At 70.3% G+C, this 23797-nt stretch carries 22 protein-coding genes and 1 pseudogene; 12 read left to right on the top strand and 11 right to left on the bottom strand.

The window, feature by feature from the left end; genetic code table 11:
• Positions 1 to 277, bottom strand: a 277-nt coding sequence (locus IZR01_RS33975; protein WP_228560784.1) for a hypothetical protein, incomplete at its 3' end; no start/stop codon positions are given.
• Between the two features lie 307 nt (positions 278 to 584).
• On the opposite strand from IZR01_RS33975, the gene IZR01_RS33970 reads away from it, so the two are divergent.
• Positions 585 to 1484 carry an alpha/beta fold hydrolase gene (locus IZR01_RS33970; RefSeq protein ID WP_194926231.1) on the top strand — a complete coding sequence of 300 codons (900 nt, stop codon included), beginning with the start codon at positions 585 to 587 and terminating at the stop codon, positions 1482 to 1484.
• Positions 1485 to 1840: 356 nt separating this feature from the next.
• Here the strand turns inward: IZR01_RS33970 and fxsT are convergent, their stop codons facing one another.
• The 7 genes from fxsT to IZR01_RS33935 all read right to left on the bottom strand — a co-directional run bounded on the left by fxsT (position 1841) and on the right by IZR01_RS33935 (position 12362).
• Positions 1841 to 5836: an FxSxx-COOH system tetratricopeptide repeat protein gene (fxsT, locus tag IZR01_RS33965; protein WP_194926230.1), complete on the bottom strand. Its 3996-nt coding sequence runs from the start codon at positions 5834 to 5836 to the stop codon at positions 1841 to 1843.
• Positions 5826 to 6905, bottom strand: a complete 1080-nt coding sequence (locus IZR01_RS33960; protein WP_194926229.1) for a TIR-like protein FxsC — start codon at positions 6903 to 6905, stop codon at positions 5826 to 5828. The genes fxsT and IZR01_RS33960 overlap by 11 nt, the downstream gene beginning before the upstream one ends.
• A gap of 112 nt (positions 6906 to 7017) precedes the next feature.
• Positions 7018 to 9393 carry an FxsB family cyclophane-forming radical SAM/SPASM peptide maturase gene (locus IZR01_RS33955; protein WP_194896036.1) on the bottom strand — a complete coding sequence of 792 codons (2376 nt, stop codon included), beginning with the start codon at positions 9391 to 9393 and terminating at the stop codon, positions 7018 to 7020.
• Positions 9394 to 9406: 13 nt separating this feature from the next.
• Positions 9407 to 9604 (bottom strand): hypothetical protein, encoded by a 198-nt coding sequence (locus tag IZR01_RS33950; RefSeq protein ID WP_194896037.1) that lies wholly within the window; start codon positions 9602 to 9604, stop codon positions 9407 to 9409.
• A gap of 304 nt (positions 9605 to 9908) precedes the next feature.
• Positions 9909 to 10637 (bottom strand): hypothetical protein, encoded by a 729-nt coding sequence (locus tag IZR01_RS33945; RefSeq protein ID WP_194896038.1) that lies wholly within the window; start codon positions 10635 to 10637, stop codon positions 9909 to 9911.
• Positions 10638 to 10774: 137 nt separating this feature from the next.
• Positions 10775 to 11395 (bottom strand): HAD family hydrolase, encoded by a 621-nt coding sequence (locus IZR01_RS33940; protein WP_194926228.1) that lies wholly within the window; start codon positions 11393 to 11395, stop codon positions 10775 to 10777.
• 19 nt (positions 11396 to 11414) lie between these two features.
• Entirely contained in the window at positions 11415 to 12362 is a 948-nt protein-coding gene (locus IZR01_RS33935) for a hypothetical protein (protein WP_194896040.1), read from the bottom strand.
• Between the two features lie 91 nt (positions 12363 to 12453).
• Here IZR01_RS33935 and IZR01_RS33930 point away from each other — a divergent pair, with 91 nt between their 5' ends.
• The 4 genes from IZR01_RS33930 to IZR01_RS33915 all read left to right on the top strand — a co-directional run bounded on the left by IZR01_RS33930 (position 12454) and on the right by IZR01_RS33915 (position 16632).
• Positions 12454 to 13305, top strand: a complete 852-nt coding sequence (locus IZR01_RS33930; protein WP_194926227.1) for a 2,3,4,5-tetrahydropyridine-2,6-dicarboxylate N-succinyltransferase — start codon at positions 12454 to 12456, stop codon at positions 13303 to 13305.
• Positions 13306 to 13325: 20 nt separating this feature from the next.
• Positions 13326 to 14441 carry a succinyl-diaminopimelate desuccinylase gene (gene dapE / locus IZR01_RS33925; RefSeq protein ID WP_194926226.1) on the top strand — a complete coding sequence of 372 codons (1116 nt, stop codon included), beginning with the start codon at positions 13326 to 13328 and terminating at the stop codon, positions 14439 to 14441.
• A 166-nt stretch (positions 14442 to 14607) separates the two neighbouring features.
• Positions 14608 to 15786: an alpha/beta hydrolase gene (locus tag IZR01_RS33920; RefSeq protein WP_194926225.1), complete on the top strand. Its 1179-nt coding sequence runs from the start codon at positions 14608 to 14610 to the stop codon at positions 15784 to 15786.
• 60 nt (positions 15787 to 15846) lie between these two features.
• Positions 15847 to 16632, top strand: coding sequence for an LOG family protein (locus IZR01_RS33915; RefSeq protein WP_194896044.1), 786 nt, complete (start codon positions 15847 to 15849; stop codon positions 16630 to 16632).
• A 75-nt stretch (positions 16633 to 16707) separates the two neighbouring features.
• On the opposite strand, the gene folP is transcribed toward IZR01_RS33915, so the two are convergent.
• A complete protein-coding gene (gene folP / locus IZR01_RS33910) occupies positions 16708 to 17523 on the bottom strand; it encodes a dihydropteroate synthase (RefSeq protein ID WP_194926232.1) in 816 nt (271 codons plus the stop codon).
• A gap of 175 nt (positions 17524 to 17698) precedes the next feature.
• Here folP and IZR01_RS33905 point away from each other — a divergent pair, with 175 nt between their 5' ends.
• Positions 17699 to 18226, top strand: a complete 528-nt coding sequence (locus IZR01_RS33905) for a DivIVA domain-containing protein (protein ID WP_323747170.1) — start codon at positions 17699 to 17701, stop codon at positions 18224 to 18226.
• Positions 18227 to 18388: 162 nt separating this feature from the next.
• On the opposite strand, the gene IZR01_RS33900 is transcribed toward IZR01_RS33905, so the two are convergent.
• Entirely contained in the window at positions 18389 to 19174 is a 786-nt protein-coding gene (locus tag IZR01_RS33900; protein ID WP_194896046.1) for an enoyl-CoA hydratase-related protein, read from the bottom strand.
• A gap of 188 nt (positions 19175 to 19362) precedes the next feature.
• On the opposite strand from IZR01_RS33900, the gene IZR01_RS33895 reads away from it, so the two are divergent.
• A complete protein-coding gene (locus tag IZR01_RS33895) occupies positions 19363 to 19530 on the top strand; it encodes a DUF3117 domain-containing protein (RefSeq protein WP_015796491.1) in 168 nt (55 codons plus the stop codon).
• Positions 19531 to 19675: 145 nt separating this feature from the next.
• Here IZR01_RS33895 and IZR01_RS33890 read toward each other — a convergent pair whose 3' ends face one another.
• Positions 19676 to 20311, bottom strand: a complete 636-nt coding sequence (locus IZR01_RS33890; RefSeq protein WP_194896050.1) for an O-methyltransferase — start codon at positions 20309 to 20311, stop codon at positions 19676 to 19678.
• 545 nt (positions 20312 to 20856) lie between these two features.
• Between IZR01_RS33890 and sigE the strand changes: the two genes are divergently transcribed.
• The 5 genes and pseudogenes from sigE to IZR01_RS33865 all read left to right on the top strand — a co-directional run.
• Positions 20857 to 21471, top strand: a complete 615-nt coding sequence (gene sigE / locus IZR01_RS33885; RefSeq protein WP_228555051.1) for an RNA polymerase sigma factor SigE — start codon at positions 20857 to 20859, stop codon at positions 21469 to 21471.
• Positions 21468 to 22007 carry an anti-sigma factor family protein gene (locus tag IZR01_RS51290; RefSeq protein ID WP_323746448.1) on the top strand — a complete coding sequence of 180 codons (540 nt, stop codon included), beginning with the start codon at positions 21468 to 21470 and terminating at the stop codon, positions 22005 to 22007. Before sigE ends, IZR01_RS51290 begins: the two co-directional genes overlap by 4 nt.
• Positions 22008 to 22191: 184 nt before the next feature.
• A complete protein-coding gene (locus IZR01_RS33875) occupies positions 22192 to 22623 on the top strand; it encodes a sec-independent translocase (RefSeq protein ID WP_194896048.1) in 432 nt (143 codons plus the stop codon).
• Positions 22624 to 22629: 6 nt separating this feature from the next.
• Positions 22630 to 23424 (top strand): hypothetical protein, encoded by a 795-nt coding sequence (locus IZR01_RS33870; RefSeq protein WP_228555047.1) that lies wholly within the window; start codon positions 22630 to 22632, stop codon positions 23422 to 23424.
• Positions 23425 to 23536: 112 nt separating this feature from the next.
• Positions 23537 to 23797, top strand: a pseudogene (locus tag IZR01_RS33865) (hypothetical protein); the annotation flags it as partial.

Genomic DNA, 23797 nt, shown 5'->3' with positions numbered 1-23797 from the left:
GGCCGGGTGGGCCGGGGCGGGCTGGTGGGCGTCCGTCGTATGAGATGATCGCGATTTCTGCGGGGTCGATGCGGAGGTGGGCGCGGACTAGGTCGACCAGCTCCAGCACGTCGTCTGGGGTGCCGCGGTAGGTGCCGGGGAAGAACGAGGGTGTCGGGGTGAGCGCTTCCGCTTCGAGCGCTTCGTGCCCGAATTGCTCGACGCACCAGCTCAGCATCTTCTCGATCCACTGGCGCTCGCGGTCCTCGACCGGTGGGCGCACCCCGAACAGCGGCATGTTCTGACAGTACTCGGCGCTGGTTGCTGGGCTCGTGACCTCCGGGCGCTGCGCAGCTGTTGCTGCCTCGGTTCGCAGGGCTCGCGAGCCTTGCCGGCCTTGCCATCTCCGGCCGTCGCCGCGCCTGGGCCTGGGCCCGCACGCTCTGCTGACCGCCGCGTCCGCCGCGCCCGCGCGCTGTGTCGGTACTGGCCGGCGCCCTGCCTGTCGCTCTGCCTCCGCCGCCTCCCCTCGCTCCTGTGCGCGCCGGAGGCGGCGGTTTCTGTTGTTGCGGGGCCGGGTAGCTGCCGCGCAGTGGAGGAGGGCCATGGTCAGCAGTGTGCGGACGGCGGATGGGCGTCGGTTGGCGGTTTGCCAGCGTGGTGATCCTGGTGGGGCTCCGGTGATGCTGTTCCATGGCACGCCTGGGAGTCGGTTGGGGCCGGTGCCGCGGGCGATGAGGTTGCATGCGTCGGGGATTCGGTTGCTGACGTTCGATCGGCCTGGGTTCGGGGAGTCGGATCGGCAGGTGGGGCGGAGTGTGGCGTCGGTTGCGGCGGATGCCGCTGCGGTTGCGGACGCGTTGGGGATCGAGCGGTTCGCGGTGCTTGGCCGCTCTGGGGGTGGGCCGCATGCGTTGGCGTGTGCGGCGTTGCTGCCGGATCGGGTGACGAGGGCGGCGGCGATGGTGGCGTTGGCGCCGCGTGATGCGATGGGGAGCGCCTGGTTTGTTGGTATGACTTCGGGCAACGTCGAGTCCTATACGCGGGCGCTTACGGATCCGGCGGCGCTGCGGCGTGATCTTGATGAGCGTGCGGCGTCGATTCGTGCCGATCCGGCGAGTCTGCTGGCGAACATCGATGCGGGGCTGGAGCCGACGGATCGGGCGGTGATTCGGCAGGCGAACATCAGGCAGGAACTGATCGTGTCCTTCGCTGCGGCGGTCGCGCATTCGGCAGACGGTTGGTACGACGATTCGCTCGCGTTGGCCGCGCCCTGGGGCTTCGATCCCGCCGACATCGAGGTGCCGGTGTATCTGTGGCACGGGGCCGAGGACCGGTTCTCGCCGGTCAGCCACACCCGGTGGCTGGGGGAGCGGATCCCGCGCGCGACGGTCGACCTGGAGCCGTGCGCCTCGCACTTCAGCGCGTTGCTGCGGATGCCGCAGGTGATCGCGTGGTCGGGGGCGCGGGTCTCGTGGGATGCGGCGGTGGCGCTGGGTGGGTAGCGCTCTCTGTGGCGCTTAGCACTAGGTGATAGGTGATAGGTGCTTAGTGGCTCGGTGGGCGGTCTCGGGCGGGTGTTGGGTGCTGGGTGTTGGTGACCAAGGTGGGTTGATGATCGAGGACGGTCGAGTCCCTGGTAACCGCTGCCGACATCGAGATGATCGAAGGGATTGGCAAGCGCTGGCAGATGTCGACAGGCACGAGAGAGCGGTAAGCGGTGACAGGCGTTGACAGGCAATAGAGAGCGGTAAGCGGCGACAAGTGTCGACAGGCACTGGAGAGCGGTAAGCGGTAGCAAGCGTTGACAGGCACTGGAGAGCGGTAAGCGGGAACAAGTGTCGGCAGGTGCGAACAACCGCTAATACGCCGCAGCCTCCAAATCCCGCCCGATCCGGGCGCCGCCCCGCACCCGTGCGCACACCGGATGTTCCTCGCCCAGCAACGCGGCGAGTTGTTCCAGGCTGCGGGCCGCTATCTGCTCGGCCTCCGCGCCCCGGCCCGCTAACCGCAGTGTTGCGGCGTGGTTCGCTTCGGCGGTGAGCGTATAGACGTGACCCTCCCCTAGCCGCTCCCGTAATCCGGCGAGTACGCGGTCCTCCAGAGAGATTGCCGCCGCGAGTTCGCCGGAATCCGCTAAGCAGTTCGCAAGGTTCGCGGCAGCCGCCAAGGTGAACGGGTGCGATGCCCCCAGCGCGCTGTCGAAGCCGGACAGGGTCCGTTCGGCGTGGGTCCGGGCGCGCGCCACGTTACCCATCGCCCGCTCATAGACCGCCAGGTTGTTCACCGCTACGAGCGTGTATGGATGCTGTTCCCCCAACTCCTGCTCATACATTGCCAGGCAGTCGGCGAGGATCGGGATGGCTTCCTCGTCGCGGTCCTGGGCGGCCAGGTCCGCAGCTCGGTTCAGAGCGCAGGCGCGGGTGTCCGGATGCTGTGGGCCGAACCTCTGGAGATACCTCTCGTAGGTCTCCTCCGTGAGCGCCTGGGCTTCGCTGAGCCGTCCGCACTTCCGAAGCGCCACCGCCAGACTCTTGGCGGTCCGGAGGGTTTCCACGAAGTCGTCGCCCAATACCTCGCGATACGTCTCCAGCGTCGCGTACAGCAGCTTCACGGCCTCCACGAACCGCCCAGCGTCGATCATGTCCCGGGCTAGCGACCCCGCGGAGCTCAACGTGTAGGGGTGTTCCGTCCCAAGCACTTCACGTCGCCGCGCGAAGACCTCCCGATCTATCTCGGCGGCCCTGTGGAAGTTCCCCACGAGGCGGTAGGAGATCGCCAGGTTGTTCGCCGAGGACAGCGCCTGTGGGAAGTCCATGCCGAAGTTCTCCGCGAACCGTGCATAGGTCTGTTCGTCCTGGGCCAGCGCCTCGTCGAACCGTCCCAGTCCGCGTAGTGCCGCGGCGAGTCCGCCAGCTGTCATCAGTGTGTGGCGGTGGCCGTCGCCCAGCGCCGCACTCTGTGCGCGCAGGACCTCTGCATTGATTTGCCGCGCGTCCTCAAAGCGCCCCATCGACCAGAGCACGTTCGCGGTGTGGAACCGCAGCGACAGCAAGTCCGGGTCCTTGTCCGGCGGTCGTCCCCGCGAAATCCAGACGGCGGCGAGTTCCTCGGCGAAGGCCAACGCCGCCGCGAGTTCCCCGCGCTTCCACAAGTAGCGGACCCGGTCGATCAGCAGTTGCAAGGTCTCGCCCTCGGCACACATCCGGGCCCGGCTCGGCCCCAGGTGGGCCCAGATCTGGTCATAGCGCGGCCAGTTCTCCGGGTCGTCGGTGTCGCCGGCCCGGGGCCGTGCCCCGACCAGCACCCGGTGCACCTCGTGGCAGGCCTGTTCCTGCTCCTCCTCGCTCATCCGGGCCCGGATCACCGACTGGACTAGGCGGTGCACCTGGAGTGTGTTCGAGGCCGCGTCCACCCGGGCCAGCGCGAATCGCCCGACCTCGCGGACCACGCGGCCGATCATCATCCGGTCGCGCAGTGCCTCGTCGTAGGGGATCAGGGCCTGGATCATCTGGTCCGAACGTAATAGCGCCATCGATACCGGCTCCGGCGCCAGGAACGAGCACAGCTGCAAGAGTCGTACGGCGGCCGGGGAGCGGTCGCGGAGCGCCTCGAAGGAGATCGTCCAGGTCGTCGCCACCGGCACCGGGTAGTCGCCGGGCTGGTTCAGCGCCAGTACCGCGGACGCCTGCCGGTCCAGTTCGGCCAGGTATTCGCCGACCGGCGTCCCGGTCTCGGTGAGCCAGGCCGCTGCTTGCTCCACGGCCAGCGGCAGGTCGCCGAGGGCGACGGAGAGTGCGTCGGCGTCCTCCACGGCCAGCCCCGGCACCCGGCGCCGTAGGTGTTCCACGCTCTCAGCGCGGGTGAACACCTCTACCTCGACCGGCGCCGCCTCCTGGGCCCACGCCGGGTTCCGAGATGTGATCAGCACATGGCCGTGCCGGCTCTCGGGCAGGAACGGACGCACCGCGCCTGGCTCGTCGGCGTTGTCGTAGATCAGCAGCCAGCGGCGCACCGGGTCGCCCCGCCGTAGCGCTTCCAGGACCGCCGCCGCGGTCTCGGCGATGCCGCTGTCCGCGCGCAGGCCGCACAGTCCCATCGGCCGGGCCAGCCGTGCCAACTCCGCGGGGATCAGCTCCGGCTGGTCCGCGGAGAGCCACCATACGAGGTCGTAGTCGCCTTTGAAGCGGTGTGCGTACTCCAACGCGACCTGAGTCTTGCCGACGCCGCCCAGGCCGTGCAGGGCATGCGGCGGCGCGGATCCCGCCACGGAACCGCACAGCAGCCGGTCCCGGACGTGTTCCAGCACCTCGTCACGACCGGTGAAGGTGGCATTGCGGCCGCGCACGTTCCAGGCCTGCGGATCAACACCGGGGAAGCGCGGTCCGTGGGCGCGCGCGGAGGGCAACGCATCAGGGGAGCGCGCACGCCACTGCGCATAAGCGTTCCGGTCTACGGCGCGCAGCAAGGTCTCCACGGCCTCGGGCTCGCTGAGCCGAGCCAAGTCGATCGGCGCGTTGGCCTCGTACTGTGCCGGCAGCCGGACATCGGCCACGCGGACCGCGGTGATCCGGTGCGTCGGCGTTCCGTCGGAGGACGTTGCTGTGGCCCCTAGTCGGCGGAGGTCGGTGTGGGCGTCGGCCGAGCGCAGATAGGCGTGGGACGCGATGGCCAGAATCTGTCGGTCGGCCTCGGGTGTCCCTGCGCCGGGAGCACTATCGGCATTCGCTATAGGGGTGGAATTCGCTATAGGGATTCCCACACCTACGAGATCCGCGGAGACGTCCACTTGAGCCAGGATCTCCCGGACCCAGTCGGCCCACATCCGGTCCTCGGCGACGTAGTGGATCAGGGGGCGGACCTTGGTGGCGTGCCGCCTGGTGAACCCCTCTAGGACCTGCCGCCGCCGCGACTCTTCTATGGCGGGGAGTCCCGTGACGCGGCCCACCGTGATCTCGGCGGTCAGCCGCTCGTAGGCGGCCAGCAGCGAGTTCGGATAGCCGGGGGCGTCGCCGAAGACCGCGAGGGTTTCTTCGTAGGCGTAGAAGGGCCTGTATGGGGTCTCCACGGCGGCCCAGTACTGGCTGCGGCGCTCGTCGTCCATGCCGGCCGGGAAGCCCTCGAACCGGGACGCCGCCACGATGCGGCCGGCGTCCGCCTTCGTCTTCTCCCCGTCGTCGACGCGCATCGGTACCGGCAGGATGCGTATAGGCCGGTCCAGACTGTGTTCCCGCACCCGCTGCGCCACGCTGAGCGCGCCGTCGATGTTCTGGTCGCTGAGGACGAAGCAGTCCACGAGGATGTCGGGCAGCTGTAATGTGCAGATATCGGCAATATCTGATAAGCCGGTGCGGCTGTCTATGAGGACGTAGTCGTAGGCCGCCTTCATCCCCTCGCGCATGGCCTGGAAGAACAGGCCGCCGCCCATCTCCTCGTAGAAGTCGTCCCAGCCGCGCGGCGCCATCGCCGAGGCGTAGTCGCGGTTCTGACGGCCCGCGGGTAGGAAGTCCAGGGCCCCCTCGCCGGGGAACGGCCAGTCCACGGCCACGGTGTGCCGCTCCACCTCGGCGGCCTGCCGGTGCCAGTCTGTCGGCCGGTCCTCCCGGTGCTGGTGCACCTGCCACGCGTAGTCGACGATCAGGTCGATGACCCCGCCGGTGGACTGTAACGCCGATGGAGGCAGGAACGGATGGTAGAAGCGGTGCAGCCCCGGCGAGTCCAGGTCCCAGTCCACGGCCAGCACCCGGCGGCCGCTCGCGGCCAGGATCCACGCGACGTTCGCGAGCGCCATGGTGCGCCCGGTACCGCCCTTATAGGAGTAGAACGTAATAACGGTGCCGTCCGGATCAGAGGACATGCGGCGCTCCTCCTGGCGGTTGCTCCGCAGTGGGCAGGGAGCGGAGACGGGGTGGCCGGGCGGAGGGGCCGTCCGGGGCGTGAGGCGTGAGATGGCGCACCAGTGCGGCCTTAGCGGCGGGATGTACTTCGCGGAAGTAGAAGTCGTCGAAGTCCGCGGACGCGATTTCGTGCGGCCGGCGGGCGAACCACTCCGTGAGCTTCGTCTGTGCGGCCCGGACATACGCGGTCACCGCCTCCTCTGCAGAGCTCTGCAGCGAAGTGGCGGGCTCGGTGGCCGAGTCCGGCAGGGTGGTGCCTGGCACGGCGGTGCCCGGCGGCAGCGCGAGCGGCCGCCGGGCCGGTAACGACAGCGGCGTCCGGCCCCCGACCCGGCGTACCAGATCACCGGCCGCGTCGAAGAGCCCTTCCGCGTTCTCGAAGTGGCGGTGCAGCGTCGTGAAGTCCACCGGCTTGGCGGCCTGCGGCGCGCCGCTGAGCGCGACCCGTACGACCTCCCGCGCCAGGGCGTGGATCGCCAGTTGGTACTCGTCTTTGAAGCGGGTCAGACGTATGAGTTGCAGGAACCCCAGGCGCGCGTAGGCCTCACCGAGGGTGTGATGGTCGAACTGCAACGCCCGGGCGGCGGGCGGCAGCTCGGTGTCCGGCATCGGCAGCCACAGCACCGGGATGATCGCCTCGGACCGGGTGCCGGCGGTCAGCTCGTGCGCGCTCTGTCGGGCTTGGAACAGGTACCACTCGCTGGCACAACTCAGGGACGTGAAGTAGCGCGGCGTATAGAGCGGCAGGAACACCCGGCAGGTCGCCAGTGCTTCGGAGATCCGCCGCGGCCAGTCCTGGCCGACCCGCACCTCCCGGTCCATGAATCCGGGCCGAGCGTGCCGGGGCAGGGTGGTGAGCTCGGCGACCTCGAAGGTCAGATCGTCGAAGAACCGCAGGGTCCAGCGGTCCGGGTCCTCGGCGCCGCCGGTCTTGTCCTCGACCCCGCGGTGGTGCCGGGCGTAGCTCAGGAAGAAAACCGGGGCCGACCCGTGTGCGGCGCCTTGCGGCACCCGACCCGAGACAGCCATCCGCCCCCCCCTGCGACCAGGAGGTCACCCCGTGACCCTCACTGCTTCTTCACACTGCGTCTCTTGCAGGATTGCGCGGTGTGATCGGTGGCGTCAACGTTGCGCGGGGCAGTCAGACCTTGGACGTCCAACCTTCCAGTGTGGTGCGCAGCGCCTCTACGAAGCGCAGGCCAAGGGGCGTCAGGGAGCCGGAGCCGGCCAACACATGGGTGGCGCGCAGGGTATGCCCGAACCAGAGCCCGAACTCGGCTTCGGCGTGCGCGCGCTCCTCGGGATCCGGTGCGGTGAAGCGGCGGACCCGCCAGAAGTCGGTGACGCCGACGTGTGCGTACGTCCCCTGCAACAGCCCCTCCAGCGGACGCGGATCCTGCCGCCACGGCGCTTCGAACAAACGGGTGTCGTGGGGGTCGTGGAGATCTGCCATGTCCAGGACCGCGCCGAGCTTCGCATGTTGGAACTCATGGATCATCAGGAGCGCTAAGGAGGAGGCCGGGGAGTCGGCCGCACGGTCGCCTACGACAGGCAGACCCGCACCGATCGCCCCATAGGCCCGGCGCGCCGTGGAACTGACCGCACGCCCCGCTAGGGATGGCACCAGCGGCACGATCGTCGTCAGTCCGGCGGCGATGCCCGGAGCGTAGGAGTGATGGTCCCGCGCGAGGGTGTCCCACGCGGCGGGGATGGCACTCAGCCAAGCCGCCGCGTCGCTGTCGGGCAACCGTTGCGCGACGTCCCAGTGATGGCATCGGCGGAACGGATCGGTGTCCTCTACAGCGATTCCCCCTCCAGAGAAGATGGGCAGGGCGGCACGCCGGACCCCCTGCCACCCCGGCGTACCCAACACGTCGCAATCCCCGCCGGAGATCCGCAGCAGCACGGACCGACCCGCGTCGGCCCCGACCACAAGGCGTCCGAGGGTGGGCAGATACACAGCGCCCTGGCGTACCGGCACCTCGACCTCCGCATCGACCCCCGCGCGGATCGCGGTGGCGGCCGCCAGTGAGCCCAGGTGGGCGAAGTCGTCAGGGTCGGCTCGGCCGGACTGTGCGTCGTCTAGGCAGCGTAATGCCCAGACCGACGTATAGGGGTGCCCGAGGATTTCGTGCAGGGCATTCTTGTGACCGGCGTCGAGCGTCTTCAGCCGAGCGATCGCTGCGCCCACGAGTTCTTGCCGGGGCCCGGTGCCGCCGTCCGCTGCGGCGAACACCTTCGCGAGTAGCAGTATCCGGAGCGAGCGCTGGAAGCGGTTCAGGTGTTCGATCGCTTTAGCGTCCCCGTATCCGTGCGCCAACTGGTGGAGCACATCTGCCGGCAACCCGAGCGCGCGCTGCGCCGGAACGCGGGCTACGGCCGACGCCTCGGTCCGGGCCCTGATCCCCATGATCAGCTCTTTGAGGTCGCCGCAGTAGACGCTCGGGTGGTCGAACGGATCGGCTGGAGAAGTCGTCTGGGAGGGAGCGCTATAGCGATGCGTACGGAGTCCGCCGCCGCAAACGGACACAATGGGGCAGCGTCGGCAGGTCTCGCACAGATCCGCCAGACCGTGGCGCCGGGCCTCGAACCCGGGATGCCCGGACGCCTCGTCGAACGAGTGCTCGGCGACAGTGAAGCCGGTGGCCGGTGCGCCGTCATAGGCCGCCTTCAGCGAGTCCGTCTGCTCCAGCGTCCCGTCGGCTTCGACGACCACCAGATCGACCGGACTCAGGCCGAGGGATTCCGTCCCGCTCGGCAGGCCGCGGAAGGCGTCCAAGACCGAGGTGAACGAGCGGATCGGGAATGGCCGGTTCTCGGCATTCCAGCGGTCGAATACCGCGAGCATCCAGTCCGCGTATTCGGTATGTCCGGGATCCGTCCTTAAAGGCGGATCGCTATGCGTGGCGTGGGGGAGGAGGAAGTCGGCGCGCGGCGGCGCGGCATCGCGGACCGCCTCGTAGACGGCTACCGGATCGTTGCGGACGTCTATGGTGCACAGGACTCCCGCATAGATGTCCGGGTACTCGTCGCGTAATAGCGATACCGCGCGGAGCGCCTGCGTATGGCTGGACGCCCCGTTGGCGAAGCGCCGGTGCCGGTCGGTCGCGGCGCGGTCGCCGTCCAGGGACACCCCGACCTGAACATGATGTTCGCGGAACAGGTCGCAGTATTCGGTGCTGAGGCGGACCCCGTTTGTGTGGATCCGCAGAGCCACGGCGCAGCCCGCGTCCTCGATGACATAGCGCAGTGTCTTCAGCGTCTCCCGCATCCGCGTCGGTCCGAGCAGCAGCGGCTCACCGCCGTGCAGCACCAGGGTGACAGCGGGGAGCCGGTGCGTGGCCGCGTGCTCGGCGATCCGCTCCGCCGTGCGCTGCACGGTCTCCTCCGCCATGAACCGCGGTTTGTGCCGCCAGGAGGTGTCGGCGGCCTCGTAGACGTAGCAGTGGTCGCAGGCGAGATCGCAGCGGGTCGCCACTTTCAGGACGAACTGCCGGAACGGCGGCGCGGACACCATGGCCCCGCCCCCGTCAGACGGCCGAGTTGAACGACGCGGCCACCGGCACCGTCGCGGTCCCTCCGTCCCGGGGCGGGCTGATGCGCCGGTCGACGTCCTCCGACCACACCTCGCCGGCCGAGACCGAGCGCGAGACGTCGGCCAGGGACTGCTCGCTCAGGTCCACCAGACCCGAGCTGACACCTGTCGTCTTGCCGTGGCGGTGCTTCATCCGTGGCTCCCGGTGGGGCGGTTCACACGTTTTCAGGCATGGCGATTGATTGCGCCTTCACGGCGCCCGCATGCGAAGAGTTGCGGATAATCGCTCCTAGGAGGGATTCCTCTCTTGATCAGGTTATGTGACATCAAGCAGTGCGGATCAAGCGGACAGACGGAAATCCCCCGTATGGCGGCACGGGGGGAACGCGAAAGACCCCTGGCACGCGGGGAGGCATGCCAGGGGTCTTAGGGAAGGCTTTCAGAACTCGGCGCCGATTTCGCGATGCCGGTCGCCGATCGCCTAAAGGTGCGGCGGCTCAGAAGTGGCCGAGCGCACCGGTGAGGTTGCCGACCGGCAGACCCTGCGTGAGCCCGCCCACGACCGGCAGCTGGCCGATGATCGGCAGCGAGCTCCCCGACTGGTTCGCGGCGGCCGCGGCCTGCTGGGCCTGCGCGACCTGGGCCGCGGTCGGGCCGGCCGGGGCGGCGACGGCGGGCGCGACCGGCGCGAGCGTCCGGCTGCGGGTCCCGGCGTGCGCCGGGGTCATCAGCGCCGGCGGGGTCGGCATGTGCGGGGTCGGGAAGGCGGCCTTCAGGTCGGCGGCCGCGTCCTGGGCGGCCTGCGCGTTGGCCGGCGGGGTGGCGGGGGTGGCGCCGGTCAGCTGGCCGACCACCGGCAGGTTCTGGGCCATCGGCCCGACCACCGGCAGCTGCCCGGTCAGCCCGCTCACCGGCAGCCCGCCGGTCAGCTGGTTCAGCGGCAGGCCGCCGGCCAGCCCGCTGACCGGGCCGGCCAGGTCGCCGTTGATCGGCATGATCGAGCCGAGGCCGCCGGCCAGCGGCAGGGCCGAGCGGGTCACCGGCATCGGTGCGGTGGCCAGCTGCGCGGTGTCGGCGGCGGTGGTCGTGATGGGCGCGGCATCCAGCGGTGTGCTGGTCGTCGGTCCGGTCGCCGCGGAGGCGACACCGCCGACGACGGGACCGGCGGCCATCGCGGCCGCCGTGACGACCAGGCCGCGCCGGACCGTGGTGCTCAAGGTGCTCATTGCCTGGTTCTCCTTGGAATGGGGGCTGCCGCGTCTACGCGACAGCCCCCTGTCCAACGGATGAACCCCGCTCGGGGAAACGCTGAAAGAAGTAAAGGGGAAGTAATAACTTCGAACAATGATTGGGTCGTCTGATATCAGTATCCGGTGGCCGGAAAGAATTCCCGGTCGAATTCCGCGATGTGCCGTCGGGCGTCGTCGGGGCCGGTCCACAGGAAAGACCGGATGCCGAACTCCTCGGCCGCGGTGACATTCACCTCGCGATCGTCCAGGAAGAGCACTTCGCCGGCCGGGGACCCGAGCCGGTCCACCAGCGCCCGCCAGATCGCCGGATCCGGCTTGGCCAGGCCCAGCTCGCCGGAGATCACGAAGTGCCGGAACGACCCGGCCCACTCCCGGGCCCGGAACGCCGTGCCGTGCGCGCTCGGCGCGTTCGACAACAACGCCAGCTGCCGCCCGCTCGCCGCGAGCTCCGTGACCAACGCCACCGACCGCGGGTCCAGGGTGTTCCACAGTTCGACGTCCGCCGCGGTCAGCGCCTCGGCCTGGGCCGGCCCCACTTCGAAGCCGGCCTGCCCGCCGACCGCCTGCCAGTAGTCGAGCTCGGCCATGCCGCGGTCGAACTTGTCGCGAAACCGCCAGTAGCCGTCCTCGAATTCCGCGGCCGGCGCCCCGGCGATCGCGGCCAGCCGCGCGAAGGCCTGCGCGGACGGCCGCTGGGCGATGACCTCACCGTAATCGAACACGATCCATGTCATCGCCCCAGCCTGCCAGGGCTCAGCCGCCCTTCACCACCGAGACGTCGACCGTCCCGGAGTTCGTCGGCGTGGCCGTCTTCCACTTCCCGGACGAGCGCGTCCACACCTGGTCCGCGTACTGCACCCGGTCCACGCTCAGGGTCTTCGCCGAGGCCACCGCCCAGTTCGCCAGCACGTGCGGGTCGAACAGGCCGTTGCTGGACCCTATCTGCAGGGTCAGGCCGTCGTCGGTGTGCGAGTACTTCGGCGCGGCTCCGACCCCGTTCGCACTGAACTGCTTCACCAGCGCCTGGCCCAGCGCCGAGGCGCGGGGCGTCAGACCGCTGGCGCCCGCGGTCTCGGCGGTCAGCTTCGGGTCGTTGTACTTGCAGGTCAGCGAGGTTCCGGACTTGGCGTCCAGCGAGGTGGCCAGGACCGTGGCCATCTCCTCCCACTGCCCGTAGGACTCGCCGGAGGAGTCGGCGCTGTGCTGCACGTCCTGGGCCGCCTGGCCGACGCCGATGTTCTCCCAGTTGTTCACGTTCAGCAGCGCGTGGAAGAACGACCCGGTCGCGAAGACCGGGTCGGCGATCTCCGTCGGACTGCCCCAGCCCTGGGACGGCCGCTGCTGGAACAGCCCGACCGAGTCCCGGTCGCCGCCGGACAGATTCGTGATCTTCGACTCCTGCTCGGCCGTGGCCAGGGCGATTATCGTCGCCCGCTCCGGCAGGCTCTTGGCCCGCGCCACGGCGGCGATGGTCGCCGCGTTCGCCATCCGCTGGTTGGCGATCGTCGAGGACTGCCCGTCGGCGCCGGTCGCGGTGCAGTTCTCCGAGGCCAGGGCGCCGTTGGTGAACGTGTGGTAGACGAAGTACCCGCCGCCGCCGAGCACGGCGAGCAGCAGCACGGTCACCACCCAGGCGCCGATGTGCCGGGACCCGCCCGAACTCTGTTCCTGCCTGCCTCGGGGGCGGCCTCGCTGACCCATACCGTCCAGTTCCGTCCGTTTATGTCCGAGATCCGTCCTGCGGTGTGACCACCGCCAGGCCACCGTAGCTGAAACACATATCGTGGTGGTCATGACGAACGCACCGACCCCCCAGGATTTCGCCTCCCCGATCTCCGCGGTCATCGACGAGCTGTGGGAGCGCCGCGCCGAGCTGGGCCCGGCGGACTCCGACGCCCGCAAGGCCGTGACCGAGGCCGTGGACCTGATCGACGCCGGCACCGCGCGGGCGGCGTTCGTGGACCGGGCCACCGACGAGGTCGTGGTGGACGAGCGCGCCAAGCGCGCGATCCTGCTCTCGTTCAAGGTCCTGGACATGGTCGAGTCGAACGCCGGCGACTTCCGGTACCACGACAAGATGCCGCTGAAGACCGACCTGAACGGCGCCCGCGTGGTCCCCGGCGCGATCGTCCGCTGGGGCTCCTACCTGGCGCCCGGCTCGATCGTGATGCCCGGCTTCATCAACATCGGCGGCTACCTCGACTCCGGCTCGATGCTGGACACCTGGGCCACCATCGGCTCCTGCGCGCAGATCGGCAAGAACGTCCACCTGTCCGGCGGCGTCGGCATCGGCGGCGTGCTGGAGCCGGCGAACGCGGTCCCGGTCGTGATCGAGGACGACGCCTTCATCGGCTCCCGCTCGATGGTGGTCGAGGGCGCGCGGGTGCGCCAGGGCGCCAAGCTCGGCTCGGGCACCAACCTCACCAAGTCGATGCGGGTCTTCGACGCCGAGACCGGCGAGGAACTGCCCCGCGGCGAGGCCCCGGCCTGGTCGGTCTGCGTCACCTCGACCCGCGTGAAGAAGTTCCCGGGCGGGGAGTTCACCACCCCCTGCCTCCTGGTGCTGCGGCGCCTGGCGCCCGGCGAGGCGCACGACAAGCTGCAGATCAACGACATGCTCCGCGACAGCGGATTCACCGGCTGACGACGGGGAGCGACCGAACGATGTCCGACCTGGACCTCACTCAGAGCGCGGCCCGCGTCACCGCGGCGATTGTCGACATCGAATCCGAGAGCGGGAGCGAGAAGGCGCTCGCCGACGTGGTCGAGGAGGCGCTGCGTCAGTATCCGCATTTGGAGGTGCTGCGCGACGGCGACTCCGTCCTGGCCCGCACCGACCTCGGGCGGGCCGAGCGCGTGATCCTGGCCGGGCACCTGGACACCGTCCCGATCGCGGTCGACAGCACCGGGCGCCGCAACGTCCCCTCGCTCCTGGAGGGCGACTGGGAGACCGGCACGCTGCACGGCTGCGGCACCTCGGACATGAAGGCCGGCGTGGCGGTGCAGCTGGTGCTGGCCGCCACCCTGGCCGACCCCGGCCGGGATGTGACCTACGTCTTCTACGAGTGCGAAGAAGTCGAGGCCGAGCGCAACAGCCTGGGCCGGCTGATCCGCACCCGGCCGGAGTGGTTCGCCGCCGACTTCGCGGTGCTGCTGGAGCCGAGCAACAACATCGTCGAAGGCGGCTGCCAGGGCACGATGCGCGCCCGGCTGACCTTCCGCGGCGCCCGCTCGCACTCGGCCCGCTCCTGGCTCGGCGACAACGCGATCCACAAGGCCGGGGCGGCGCTGCGGCGGCTCGCCGAATACCAGCCGCGCCGGGTCGAGGTCGAGGGCCTGGAGTTCCGCGAGGGCCTGAACGCGGTCGGGATCACCGGCGGGGTGGCCGGCAACGTCATCCCGGACGAGTGCTCGCTGGTGGTGAACTTCCGGTTCGCGCCGGACCGTAGTCAGGCCGACGCCGAACGCCACGTCCGCGAGGTCTTCGCGGATCTGGACGCTGAGATCGTGGTCACCGACTCCGCTCCGGCCGCGCGTCCGGGTCTGCACCTGCCCTTGGCGGCCGAGTTCGTCAGTGCCGTGATGGCCGGGATGCCCGGGGAACCCACGGCGAAATTCGGCTGGACCGATGTCGCCCGGTTCGCTGAACTCGGCGTTCCGGGCGTCAACTACGGTCCGGGAGACGGATCCCTGGCTCACAAACCGGATGAATCAGTGGACCTAGGGCAAGTTGTTCGATGCGCCGAGCGGATGAGAAGCTGGCTCGGCTCCGCTTCGTGACCTGACGACCCGCGGCGGCGCGCACCGGTTCTCAAAGGTGCGCTCGCAGAAGCAACCGGCCGGGACCCCTTGGCGTCTTACCAGCGGCGGAGCAGCTCTCGTATTGTTACGGGAGCCCGGTGAACAGCCCGCTGTCCAGGCAAGTTCCGAGAGGTCCGAAGTTTCGATGAGCCCGACCGGCTGGCCGATGATGGTGACGGCGATCGTACTGGCGGTCGCCGCGCCGATCGGCACATATCTGTTGTGGAACCGCATCCGCGGGCCGCGCCCCGTCCGGGCCGCCACGCGGTTGTCGATGATCGGCGTGAGCCAGGTTATGGCGATCCTGCTGTGCGGCGTGATCGTCAACAACTACTACGGGCTTTACGCCTCCTGGGACGATCTGCTCGGCGACACTGGCAGCCCGGGGGTGATCATCCACGAGAACACCGTGGCGGCCGGCGGCCCGATCACCGGCAGCAGCCTGACCGACGGCACCGCGCAGGGCGGTCGCGGCCAGGCGGTACCGGTGGTCCCGCGATCCCGGCCGCCCGGCCCGGTCCAGGAGTTCAAGAAATACGGCGACGACGCGCTGGTGACCAGCTTCACCGGGCCGAGGAGCGGCCTGGGCGGTTCGAACGACGTCATCACCTGGCTGCCGCCGCAGTACAACGATCCCGCCTACGCCAACACCGCGTTCCCGGTCGTCCTGCTGTTCCCCGGCTACCCGGGCACCCCGCAGACCTGGTTCGGCAACATGGCCGGCCAGAAGGAACTCGGCGCGCTGATCCAGCAGCACTCCGCCACCCCGTTCGTGCTCGTCGCGGTGAACATCTCGCCGGTCAAGGGCGTGAACACGGACTGCACCGACATCCCCGGCGGACCGCAGGTGGCGACCTTCATCACCGACGACATCCGGAACATGGTCGAGCGCACCTTCCGGGTCACCACCGACCGCACCGGCTGGGGCATGATGGGCTACTCCGAGGGCGGCCTGTGCGCGGGCAAGCTGCTGGTGCAGTACCCGCAGTTGTTCAGCGCCGCGGTGCAGATGAGCGGTGATGTGCGGCCCGGCGGCTACGTCTCTAAGTACGGCTCGGCCTTCGCCGACCAGAACTCCACGCTGTGGGTTCTACAGAACCACAAGCCCAACCCGCCGGTGTCGCTGCTGGCCGCCGCCTCCGCCGAGGACGATCACGGGAGCGTGCTGGCCGCCGCGGAGTCATTGCAGCAGGTGGCGCCGGACATGGTCGACGTCCTGAAGAAGGAGCACGGGTCGCACAACACGGCGGTCTGGAAGCAGTGGCTGCCGCAGGCCTACGGATGGCTGAGCCAGCATTTGGAGCAGGTGCGTCCGCAGTCCTGAGCGACTACCGGTCGCTTGTCGGCCGCCGTCCGGACAACCGCGGCCGGTAATGTGCCGACTATGAGCCAAGGCAGCGGAAACGGACACGGCAACGGACACGGTAACGGCGGCAGTTTCACCGAGCGCTTCGTCGGCGCGGTGACCCGGCGCCGCGGCCAGGAGCAACTGCCGGCGGCCACAGCCGACCAGAAGCTGCTGGACCACGCATACGGCAAGGACTGGAAGGACGAGGACCCCTGGCGCGTTCTGCGCATCCAGGGCGAGTTCGTCGAGGGCTTCGACTCGCTGGCCCGCACCGGCCCGGCCATCACCGTCTTCGGCTCGGCCCGCACCGTCACCGGCAGCCCCGAGTACCTGATCGGCGAGCAGATCGGCCGCGGCCTGGCCACGGCCGGCTGGACCGTCATCACCGGCGGCGGCCCCGGCGCGATGGAGGCGGCGAACAAGGGCGCGTTCGACGCCGGCGGGCGCTCGATCGGGCTGGGCATCGAGCTGCCCTTCGAGCAGTCCCTGAACAGCTACATCGACCAGGGCATCAACTTCCGGTACTTCTTCGTCCGCAAGACGATGTTCCTGAAGTACTCGCAGGGCTTCGTGGTGCTCCCCGGCGGGTTCGGCACCATGGACGAGCTTTTCGAAGCCCTCACGCTGGTGCAGACGCACAAGGTGACGTCTTTCCCGGTGGTGCTGGTCGGCCGGGCCTTCTGGGGCGGGCTGGTGGACTGGATCCGGGATTCGATGATTCCGGCCGGGAAGATCGCGCCGAAGGATCTGGACCTGATCCACGTGGTGGACGACCCGGATGAGGCGGTGGCGATCATGGGCAAGCCGGGGGAGCGGGGCTAGCAGTGGGCTAGCAGTGCCGCTCAGGCGGCTAGGCCGCCTGAGCGCTCGCCATAGCCGCAGTAGCCGCGCAGCCGGCTAGGCCAGCCCGCGCTTGGCCACCGCCGGCTCCCGCAGCCCCTGGATCGCCGCCACCATGTCCAGCACCTGCCGGGTCTCGGCGACCTCGTGCACCCGGTAGACCCGGGCGCCGAGCCACGCCGACACCGCGGTGGTGGCCAGCGTGCCGACTAGGCGTTCCTTCACCGGGCGGTTCAATGTCTCGCCCACAAAATCCTTGTTCGACAGCGACACCAGCACCGGCCAGCCGGTCGCGGCCATCTCGGCCAGTCGGCGGGTGGCCTCCAGCGAGTGGCGGGTGTTCTTGCCGAAGTCGTGGCCGGGGTCGATCAGGATGCGGTCGCGCGGGACGCCGAGCGCCGCCGCGCGCTCGGCCTCGCCGTGGACCGTGCGCTCCAGGATGTCCGCCATCACGTCCGGGTAGGCGATGCGGTGCGGGCGGGTACGCGGTTCGACGCCGCCGGCGTGCGTGCAGACCAGCGCCACCGCGTGCCGGGCCGCGACCTCGGCCAGGCCCCGGTCCCAGCCGCCCCAGGCGTCGTTCAGCACGTCGGCGCCTTCGGCGCACACCGCGTCCCCGACCTCGGCACGCCAGGTGTCCACGGAGATCACCGCTTCGGGGAACCGCTTGCGGACCTCGGCCACGAACGGCACCACCCGGCGCAGCTCCTCGGCGGTGTCCACTACGTCGCCGGGGCCGGCCTTCACCCCGCCGATGTCCACCAGGTCCGCGCCTTCGCTCAAGGCCTTCTCCACGCGGTCCAGCGCGGCGGCGTCCCCGAAGGTGGCTCCCTTGTCGTAGAAGGAGTCCGGGGTGCGGTTCACGATCGCCATCACGAGCTGCTGGTCGGGGCCGTACTCGTACGGTCCCAGGCGCAGCGTGCCCTGCGGGACACCCGGCCGGGCCGGGCCGCTGTCGGTGCGGCCGCCCGGGGCGCCGTCCGCGTTCGATGACATGGAGATCAGCCTAACGGCGACGTCGCAGTGTCGGGCGTGGCACGATGTGCGCGTGCTGTATTTTCAGTTTCTGGTCGTCGCGGCGGTGTTCGGTGCGATCGCGTGGGTGGCCGCCGGTCGCGGCGGGGGTCTGGACGACCCGCGCCAGGACCGGCCGGAGCCGGCGTTGGCCGACGACCGGCAACTGGGCAAGGACGACATCGACGGTGCCCGCTTCGCGGTCGGGTTCCGCGGTTACCGCATGGACCAGGTGGACCGGATGCTGGACCGGCTGGCCGCCGAGATCGACCACCGGGACCGGACGATCGCCGAACTGACGCGCCCGGCGGGTGGCCGGTTCGGCGAGGGTGCCGTGGCGTACGAGCCGGTGGCGCGGGACGCGGTGCCCGGCGTGCCCGGCCTTCCGGGGTCCGAGGCGGCGGGCGGCACGGCCACCGCGACCGCCGTGCAGCCCGGCTTCGGCCCCGGTGTGGGCCTGACGCCCGGGGCGGCCGAGCCGGCGTTCCCGGGCGATCAGAATGCTGCGGAGGAGGACAATCCGCTGTCTTCCTGGTACCGGCGCCCCGAGAACGACCAGTAACCCTTCTGCTTCTTTCTCTGTTCTCGGCTCCATGAGCTCAGCAAAACGGCCGGCCGCATTGTGAGGCCGGCCGGCTGTTTGTCATTTCGGATGACGACCATTCCAGATGGCGGTCATTCGGGGCGCCGATGCTTTCCGTCGGCGTCAGTGTCCGGTGCGGGGTCAGTGCCCGGTGAAGGTCGGCTTCTCCTTCGCCAGGAAGGACCGCACCGCGTTGCGGTGGTCCTCGGTGGCCGCGGCCGCGTCCTGCAACTCGGCCTCCAGGTCCAGGGTCTGGTCCAGGGAGTGCGCCAGGCCGAAGCCGACCGCCTTCTTGATCGCCGCGTAGGCCGCGGTCGGCCCGGTGGCCAGCCGCGCCGCCAGCTCGCCGACCGCCGCGTCCAGCTCCTCGGCCGGCACCACGCGGTGCACCAGGCCCAGCGCAGCGGCCTGTTCGATCCCGATGGTCTCCGGCAGCATCAGCAGCTCGATCGCCTTGGCCGGCCCGACCAGCCGCGGCAGGGTCCAGGAGGCGCCGGAGTCGGCGGTCAGCCCGATGTTGGCGAAGGCCAGGTTGAAGGCCGCCTTGTCGGAGGCGATCCGCAGGTCGGCGGCGAAGGCCAGGGCCGCCCCGGCTCCGGCCGCCACGCCGTTCACCGCGGCGATCACCGGCTTGGGCGCCGAGGTCAGGGCCCGCAGCAAGGGGTTGTAGTGCTCCTGCACGGTGTTCGCCAGGCCGCGCCCGGCCTCCAGGGCCGCCGCGTGCTCCTTCAGATCCTGCCCGACACAGAAGGCGCGCCCGGTGCCGCGCACCACGATCACGCGAACGGAGTCGTCCTCGGCCGCCGAGATCGCCGCGTCCCGCAGAGCCGCCTTGGTCGCACTGTCGAGCGAGTTCATGGCGTCCGGGCGATTCAGGGTGATGGTGCCGACACCCTCGGTGACGTCGTAGACAACGTTGTCGGACATAGGGGGTCCCACTCTCCGCCTTATCGGCTTCCAGGCATGTACCAGTGTTGGTCGCGTCCGGTAGAACTGTTTGCAGACTCTGACGAAGCTACTCAGTCGGGCCTCCCGCGGCGACACCGGAACCCATTCCGGCTGCATGCGGGATAATGGATTGGTTGAGTAGCTGGCTCCTAGGAAGGGGAACGAGCATGGCGGCGATGAAGCCGCGGACGGGTGACGGCCCGCTTGAGGTGACCAAAGAGGGACGGGGCATCGTGATGCGGGTTCCGCTGGAAGGCGGCGGCCGGCTCGTGGTGGAGCTGTCGGCGGAGGAGGCCGCCGCGCTCGGTGAGGCGATCAAGGGCGTCGTCGGTTAGTCCGGCGCCGTCCGCATCGTCACCCCATCCGTCCCACCAGTGACGTCAGGCCCCCGAACGGCCGGGGTTTGGCGTCCCCAATGCAGGTGTTCCTTCTCACTTCCGCCCCCGCCGGGGCGGTGCTGTCGGCGGCTCGCGGCGCTTCCTAGGGGCGCTTGACCGCGCAGAGCAGCCCGTCCCCGGTGGGCAGCAGCGCCGGGAGCAGCCGGGTGTCCTCGGCGACCTGGCGGTGCAGATACCGCAGCGCCGACGTGCGCGCGTCCCGGATCGACGGGTCGACCACCCGGTCCTGTCCGAGCGCCCCGTCGAAGGCCACCAGCCCGCCGGGCCGCAGCAACCGCAGCGTCTCCTCGTAGCCGGCCAGGTGGTCCGTGCCCGGGCCGCCGCAGAAGACCATGTCGTAGCCGCCGTCGGCGAGCCGCGGCAGCACCGAGCCGGCGGCCCCGCCGATCACCCGGGTGCGGCTGGCCGCGAAGCCGGCGTCGGCGAAGGCCCGGCGGGCCGCCTGCGAGCCCTGGGTGTCCTCGTCCACGGTCGTCAGCACCCCGGCCGCGTGCATTCCGCGCAGCAGGTATATCCCCGACACGCCCGCGCCGGTGCCGACATCCACCACCGCCCGGGCGCCGAGCGTGGCCGCCAGCAGCCGCAGGGCCGCGCCGGTGCCGGGCTCGACCGGGGCGATGCCCAGCCGCCGGGCCTCGCGGCGTGCGGAGACCAGCACGTCGTCCTCGGCGACGTACCCCTCCGCATACGCCAGGCTGGCGTGCCGGTGACTGGGGATGACGGCCTCCGAGGGTCGCGGGTCCCGGAGCCGCGCTCGGCCGGGAACTGGTCGGTTGGTTGCTAGTGGGCATCAAGAGCGTAGCCACCTGTCCGCGCGCATACCACGTCGGACTAACTGGCAGACAGCGGGCGGGCCGTCCGCGGCGGGCCCGGCCCGGGTGCGACGGGGCCGTGATCGGTTCGTCTGATCGCTGTAAGCGGACACTTCAAGGGAACCGGCCCCCTGGGAACTTCACGCTGGTGACCGGCCGTTCTGTCCTCGACAGTGGCTCACGGTTTGGAGGGCCGGGAGATCTTAGACCGATCTCAGGTTCCTTTCAGCCTTTAGCAGCGAGGCAGGCGTCTATGGTGATGAGTGCGGTACTGGAAATAGGAGGTGGGGCAGTCGTGGCTGACGCCAACAGCGCCCGCAATCCTGGAGCCGTCCCGGTCAACACCATTGGACCGCGGATAGATCTCGGGGAACTTCGTCGTCGGCGTGCGGCCCGAAAGGCCGCCCTGGAAAAGAACCGCCGCGGGGGCGAGACCATCCCCGATACCGCGATGCCGGCCGAAGCCGCGCCCGCCGTTGGGGAGAAAACCCAGCCGCTGGACGCCGCGGCCGTCGGGTGGGAACCGCCGAGTTGGGACGACATCGTCCGGACCCACTCGCAGCGGGTGTACCGGCTGGCTTACCGCCTGACCGGCAATCAGCACGACGCCGAGGACCTGACGCAGGAAGTCTTCATCCGGGTCTTCCGCTCGCTGTCCAGCTACCAGCCGGGCACCTTCGAGGGCTGGCTGCACCGCATCACCACGAACCTGTTCCTGGACATGGTCCGGCGCCGGGCCCGGATCCGCTTCGACTCCCTGGGCGAGGACGCCGACGACCGGCTGCCCGGCCGCGAGCCGTCGCCGGAACGGATCTTCGTCGACTCGCACATGGACGCCGACATCGAGGCGGCGCTCGCCTCGCTGGCCCCGGAGTTCCGGGCCGCGGTCGTGCTGTGCGACATCGAGGGCCTGTCCTACGAGGAGATCGCGACCACCCTGGACGTGAAGCTGGGCACCGTGCGCTCGCGGATCCATCGCGGCCGCTCCCAGCTGCGCACCGCCCTGGAGCACCGGGCCCCCGGCGGCTCCGCCTCGGCGGCCGGCGCGAAGGAGGGCCGCCGGTGACCAGGCACCTCGGAGACCGCCTGACCGCGCTGATCGACGGCGAACTCGACCACGGCACCCGAGAGCGCATGCTCGGGCACCTGGCGCAGTGTGCGGAGTGCCGTCAAGAGGCCGAGACCGAGCGGCAGCTCAAGTCCCGGCTCAGTGCGATGGCGGCGCCCCAGGTGCCGGTGGAGCTGATGCTCGGATTGCTGAGCCTGGACACCAACCGCGGCACCGGGGCCGGCGCTTCCGCCGGCCAGCCCGGGGCCGGCGGTGGTCCGGCCGGCGGCGGCCCGGGCAGCGCCCCGGGACCGTTCTCGTTCCAGACCGTGCCGATCCGCCCGCCGGCGGCTCCGGCGGCCGGCCGCCCCACGGCCGGCCGTTCCCCGGTACGGCCGCAGCGGCTGCGGGTGGCGGCGATCGGCGCGGTGTCGCTGGCCGCCCTGGGCACCGGGGCCTGGCTGGTCGGCGACTTCAGCGCCAGTGCCAGCCCCTCACACTCGCCGGCCCAGCCGGCGCCGGCGCAGATCGCCACTTACGCGCCGGGGCACTGAGGATTCCGGCGGAGCTGCGCAGATTCGCTCTTGACGTCGAGGCTCGGCATTGCCGAGCCTTGACTGCGTAAGGTTCGACGAATATCCGCCCGCCGTGGGGCCGGCATCCGGCGGACGGGAGTTACGCTAGCGCGTAGCGCCGGAAAGCCGCCGGCCGCGCCCGCCAGAGCAGGAGCCTTCCACCGTGCCGTTTCTCGACATCAGCCCGCTGGAGCTGATCGCGCTGCTGGCCCTGGCCGTCATGCTGTTCGGCCCGGACAAACTGCCCAGTGCGGTACAAGGCCTGGCGCGCACCCTGCGGCAGTTCCGCGAGTTCACCCGCAACGCCCAGAACGACCTGAAGAAGGAACTGGGCCCGGAGTTCCAGGACCTGGAACTGACCGACCTGCACCCGAAGAACTTCGTGCGCAAGCACGTGCTCGGACCCGAAGACGGCGACTTCCGCGAGATCAGGGACATCACCGACTCGCTCAACGGCGAGATACGCAGCGCGGCCGAGGGAGCCAGAAGGCCCCTGGCCGCCGACGACGCGACCCCGGACGATGCCCTCTACCGGGCCCCCGCCCCGCGCCTGGCCGCGGGCGAGCGCCCGCCGTTTGACGCGGATGCGACGTGAGGTTCCATGAGCAGCACCATCTCAACCGAAGACTTCCCTGATCCAACCGCCGGCATCGGCCCGGCGGGGGGTTCCGTCGTGGGCGACGCCGCTCAGCGGGGCTCCGTCCAACGCGGCTCTGTCGAACGCGGCTCAGTCCAAGACGACGACTTCGTTCCGGGCCCGCCGGTGGCCTCCGTCTCCGCCGCCGCCCTGGCCGCCTCCGAGCCGGACGCCTGGGACGGCCAGCGCACCGCGGTCCCGTGGTACGGCCTGGACGAGGCCTGGGGCGGCGACCGCTGGCTGGGCTCGATCATGCACGGCCCGGACGGCGTCGCCGAATACGGCACCCTGGGCCACGGCGACCACCCGGCCCGCCGCCCTGACGACCTGTCCCCCCGGCGTTTCTGCGGCGTGGTGACGATGGCCCGCCTCGGGCGCCGCTCCGGCGGCGGCGCGACCGTCCTGGAACCGACCACGCTGTCCACCCTGGCCGCCGTGGCCGGCCTCGGGCTGCTGTCCGACGCCTGGCCCTGGGCCGTGGACAAGGCGCTGCGCGGCGACTGGCTGCACCAGCAGACCGAGCTGGCCTACGAGGTCGCGGAGAACCTGGACGACGCGCCCTGGCGCGCGGTCCAGCTCCCGGTCGACGGCAAGCCCACCCGCTTCCGCTACCGCGAGTCCGAGTACGGCTGGGTCCTGGCCGCGGAACTGCGCGAGTGCTGGCTCGGCGCCTACGGCCGCGGCGTGACGGCCTACGGGCTGGGCTTCGAGCAGGTCACGCTGGACGCCTGGGACGGCTACGAGGCGCTGCCGCGCTGACGGCGGCGGCGCCGGCCGCCCGGCGCACCGAACACGAACACCTTCTTGGGGCCCGCGCGCCCGCAAGTCTTCGCGTCCACGCCCCGGCGGGGACGACCACCGAGGGGCAGTCGTGACGATCCTTCCCATGCTCCTGGCCGCCACCGGCATCGGCATCGGCCACGCGATCCTCCCGGACCACTGGATGCCGCTGGCGGTGCTGGCGCGCACGCGGCGCTATCCGCTGCGCCGCGTGGCCCGGCTGGCGCTGGCCGCCGCGGTGACGCATGTGGTGGTGTCGGTGCTGTTCGGGGTGGCGCTGGCCGCGGTGGGGCTGCGGTTCCGGGAGACGGTGGCTCGGCATACGGGGGTGGTGGTCGGCGGGGTTCTGGTG

This window comes from Catenulispora pinisilvae, assembly GCF_015356865.1.
Classification (GTDB): Bacteria; Actinomycetota; Actinomycetes; order Streptomycetales; family Catenulisporaceae; genus Catenulispora; species Catenulispora pinisilvae.
The sequence above is the reverse complement of the archived record's forward strand: the minus strand, read 5'-3'. Positions and strand labels throughout refer to the sequence as shown.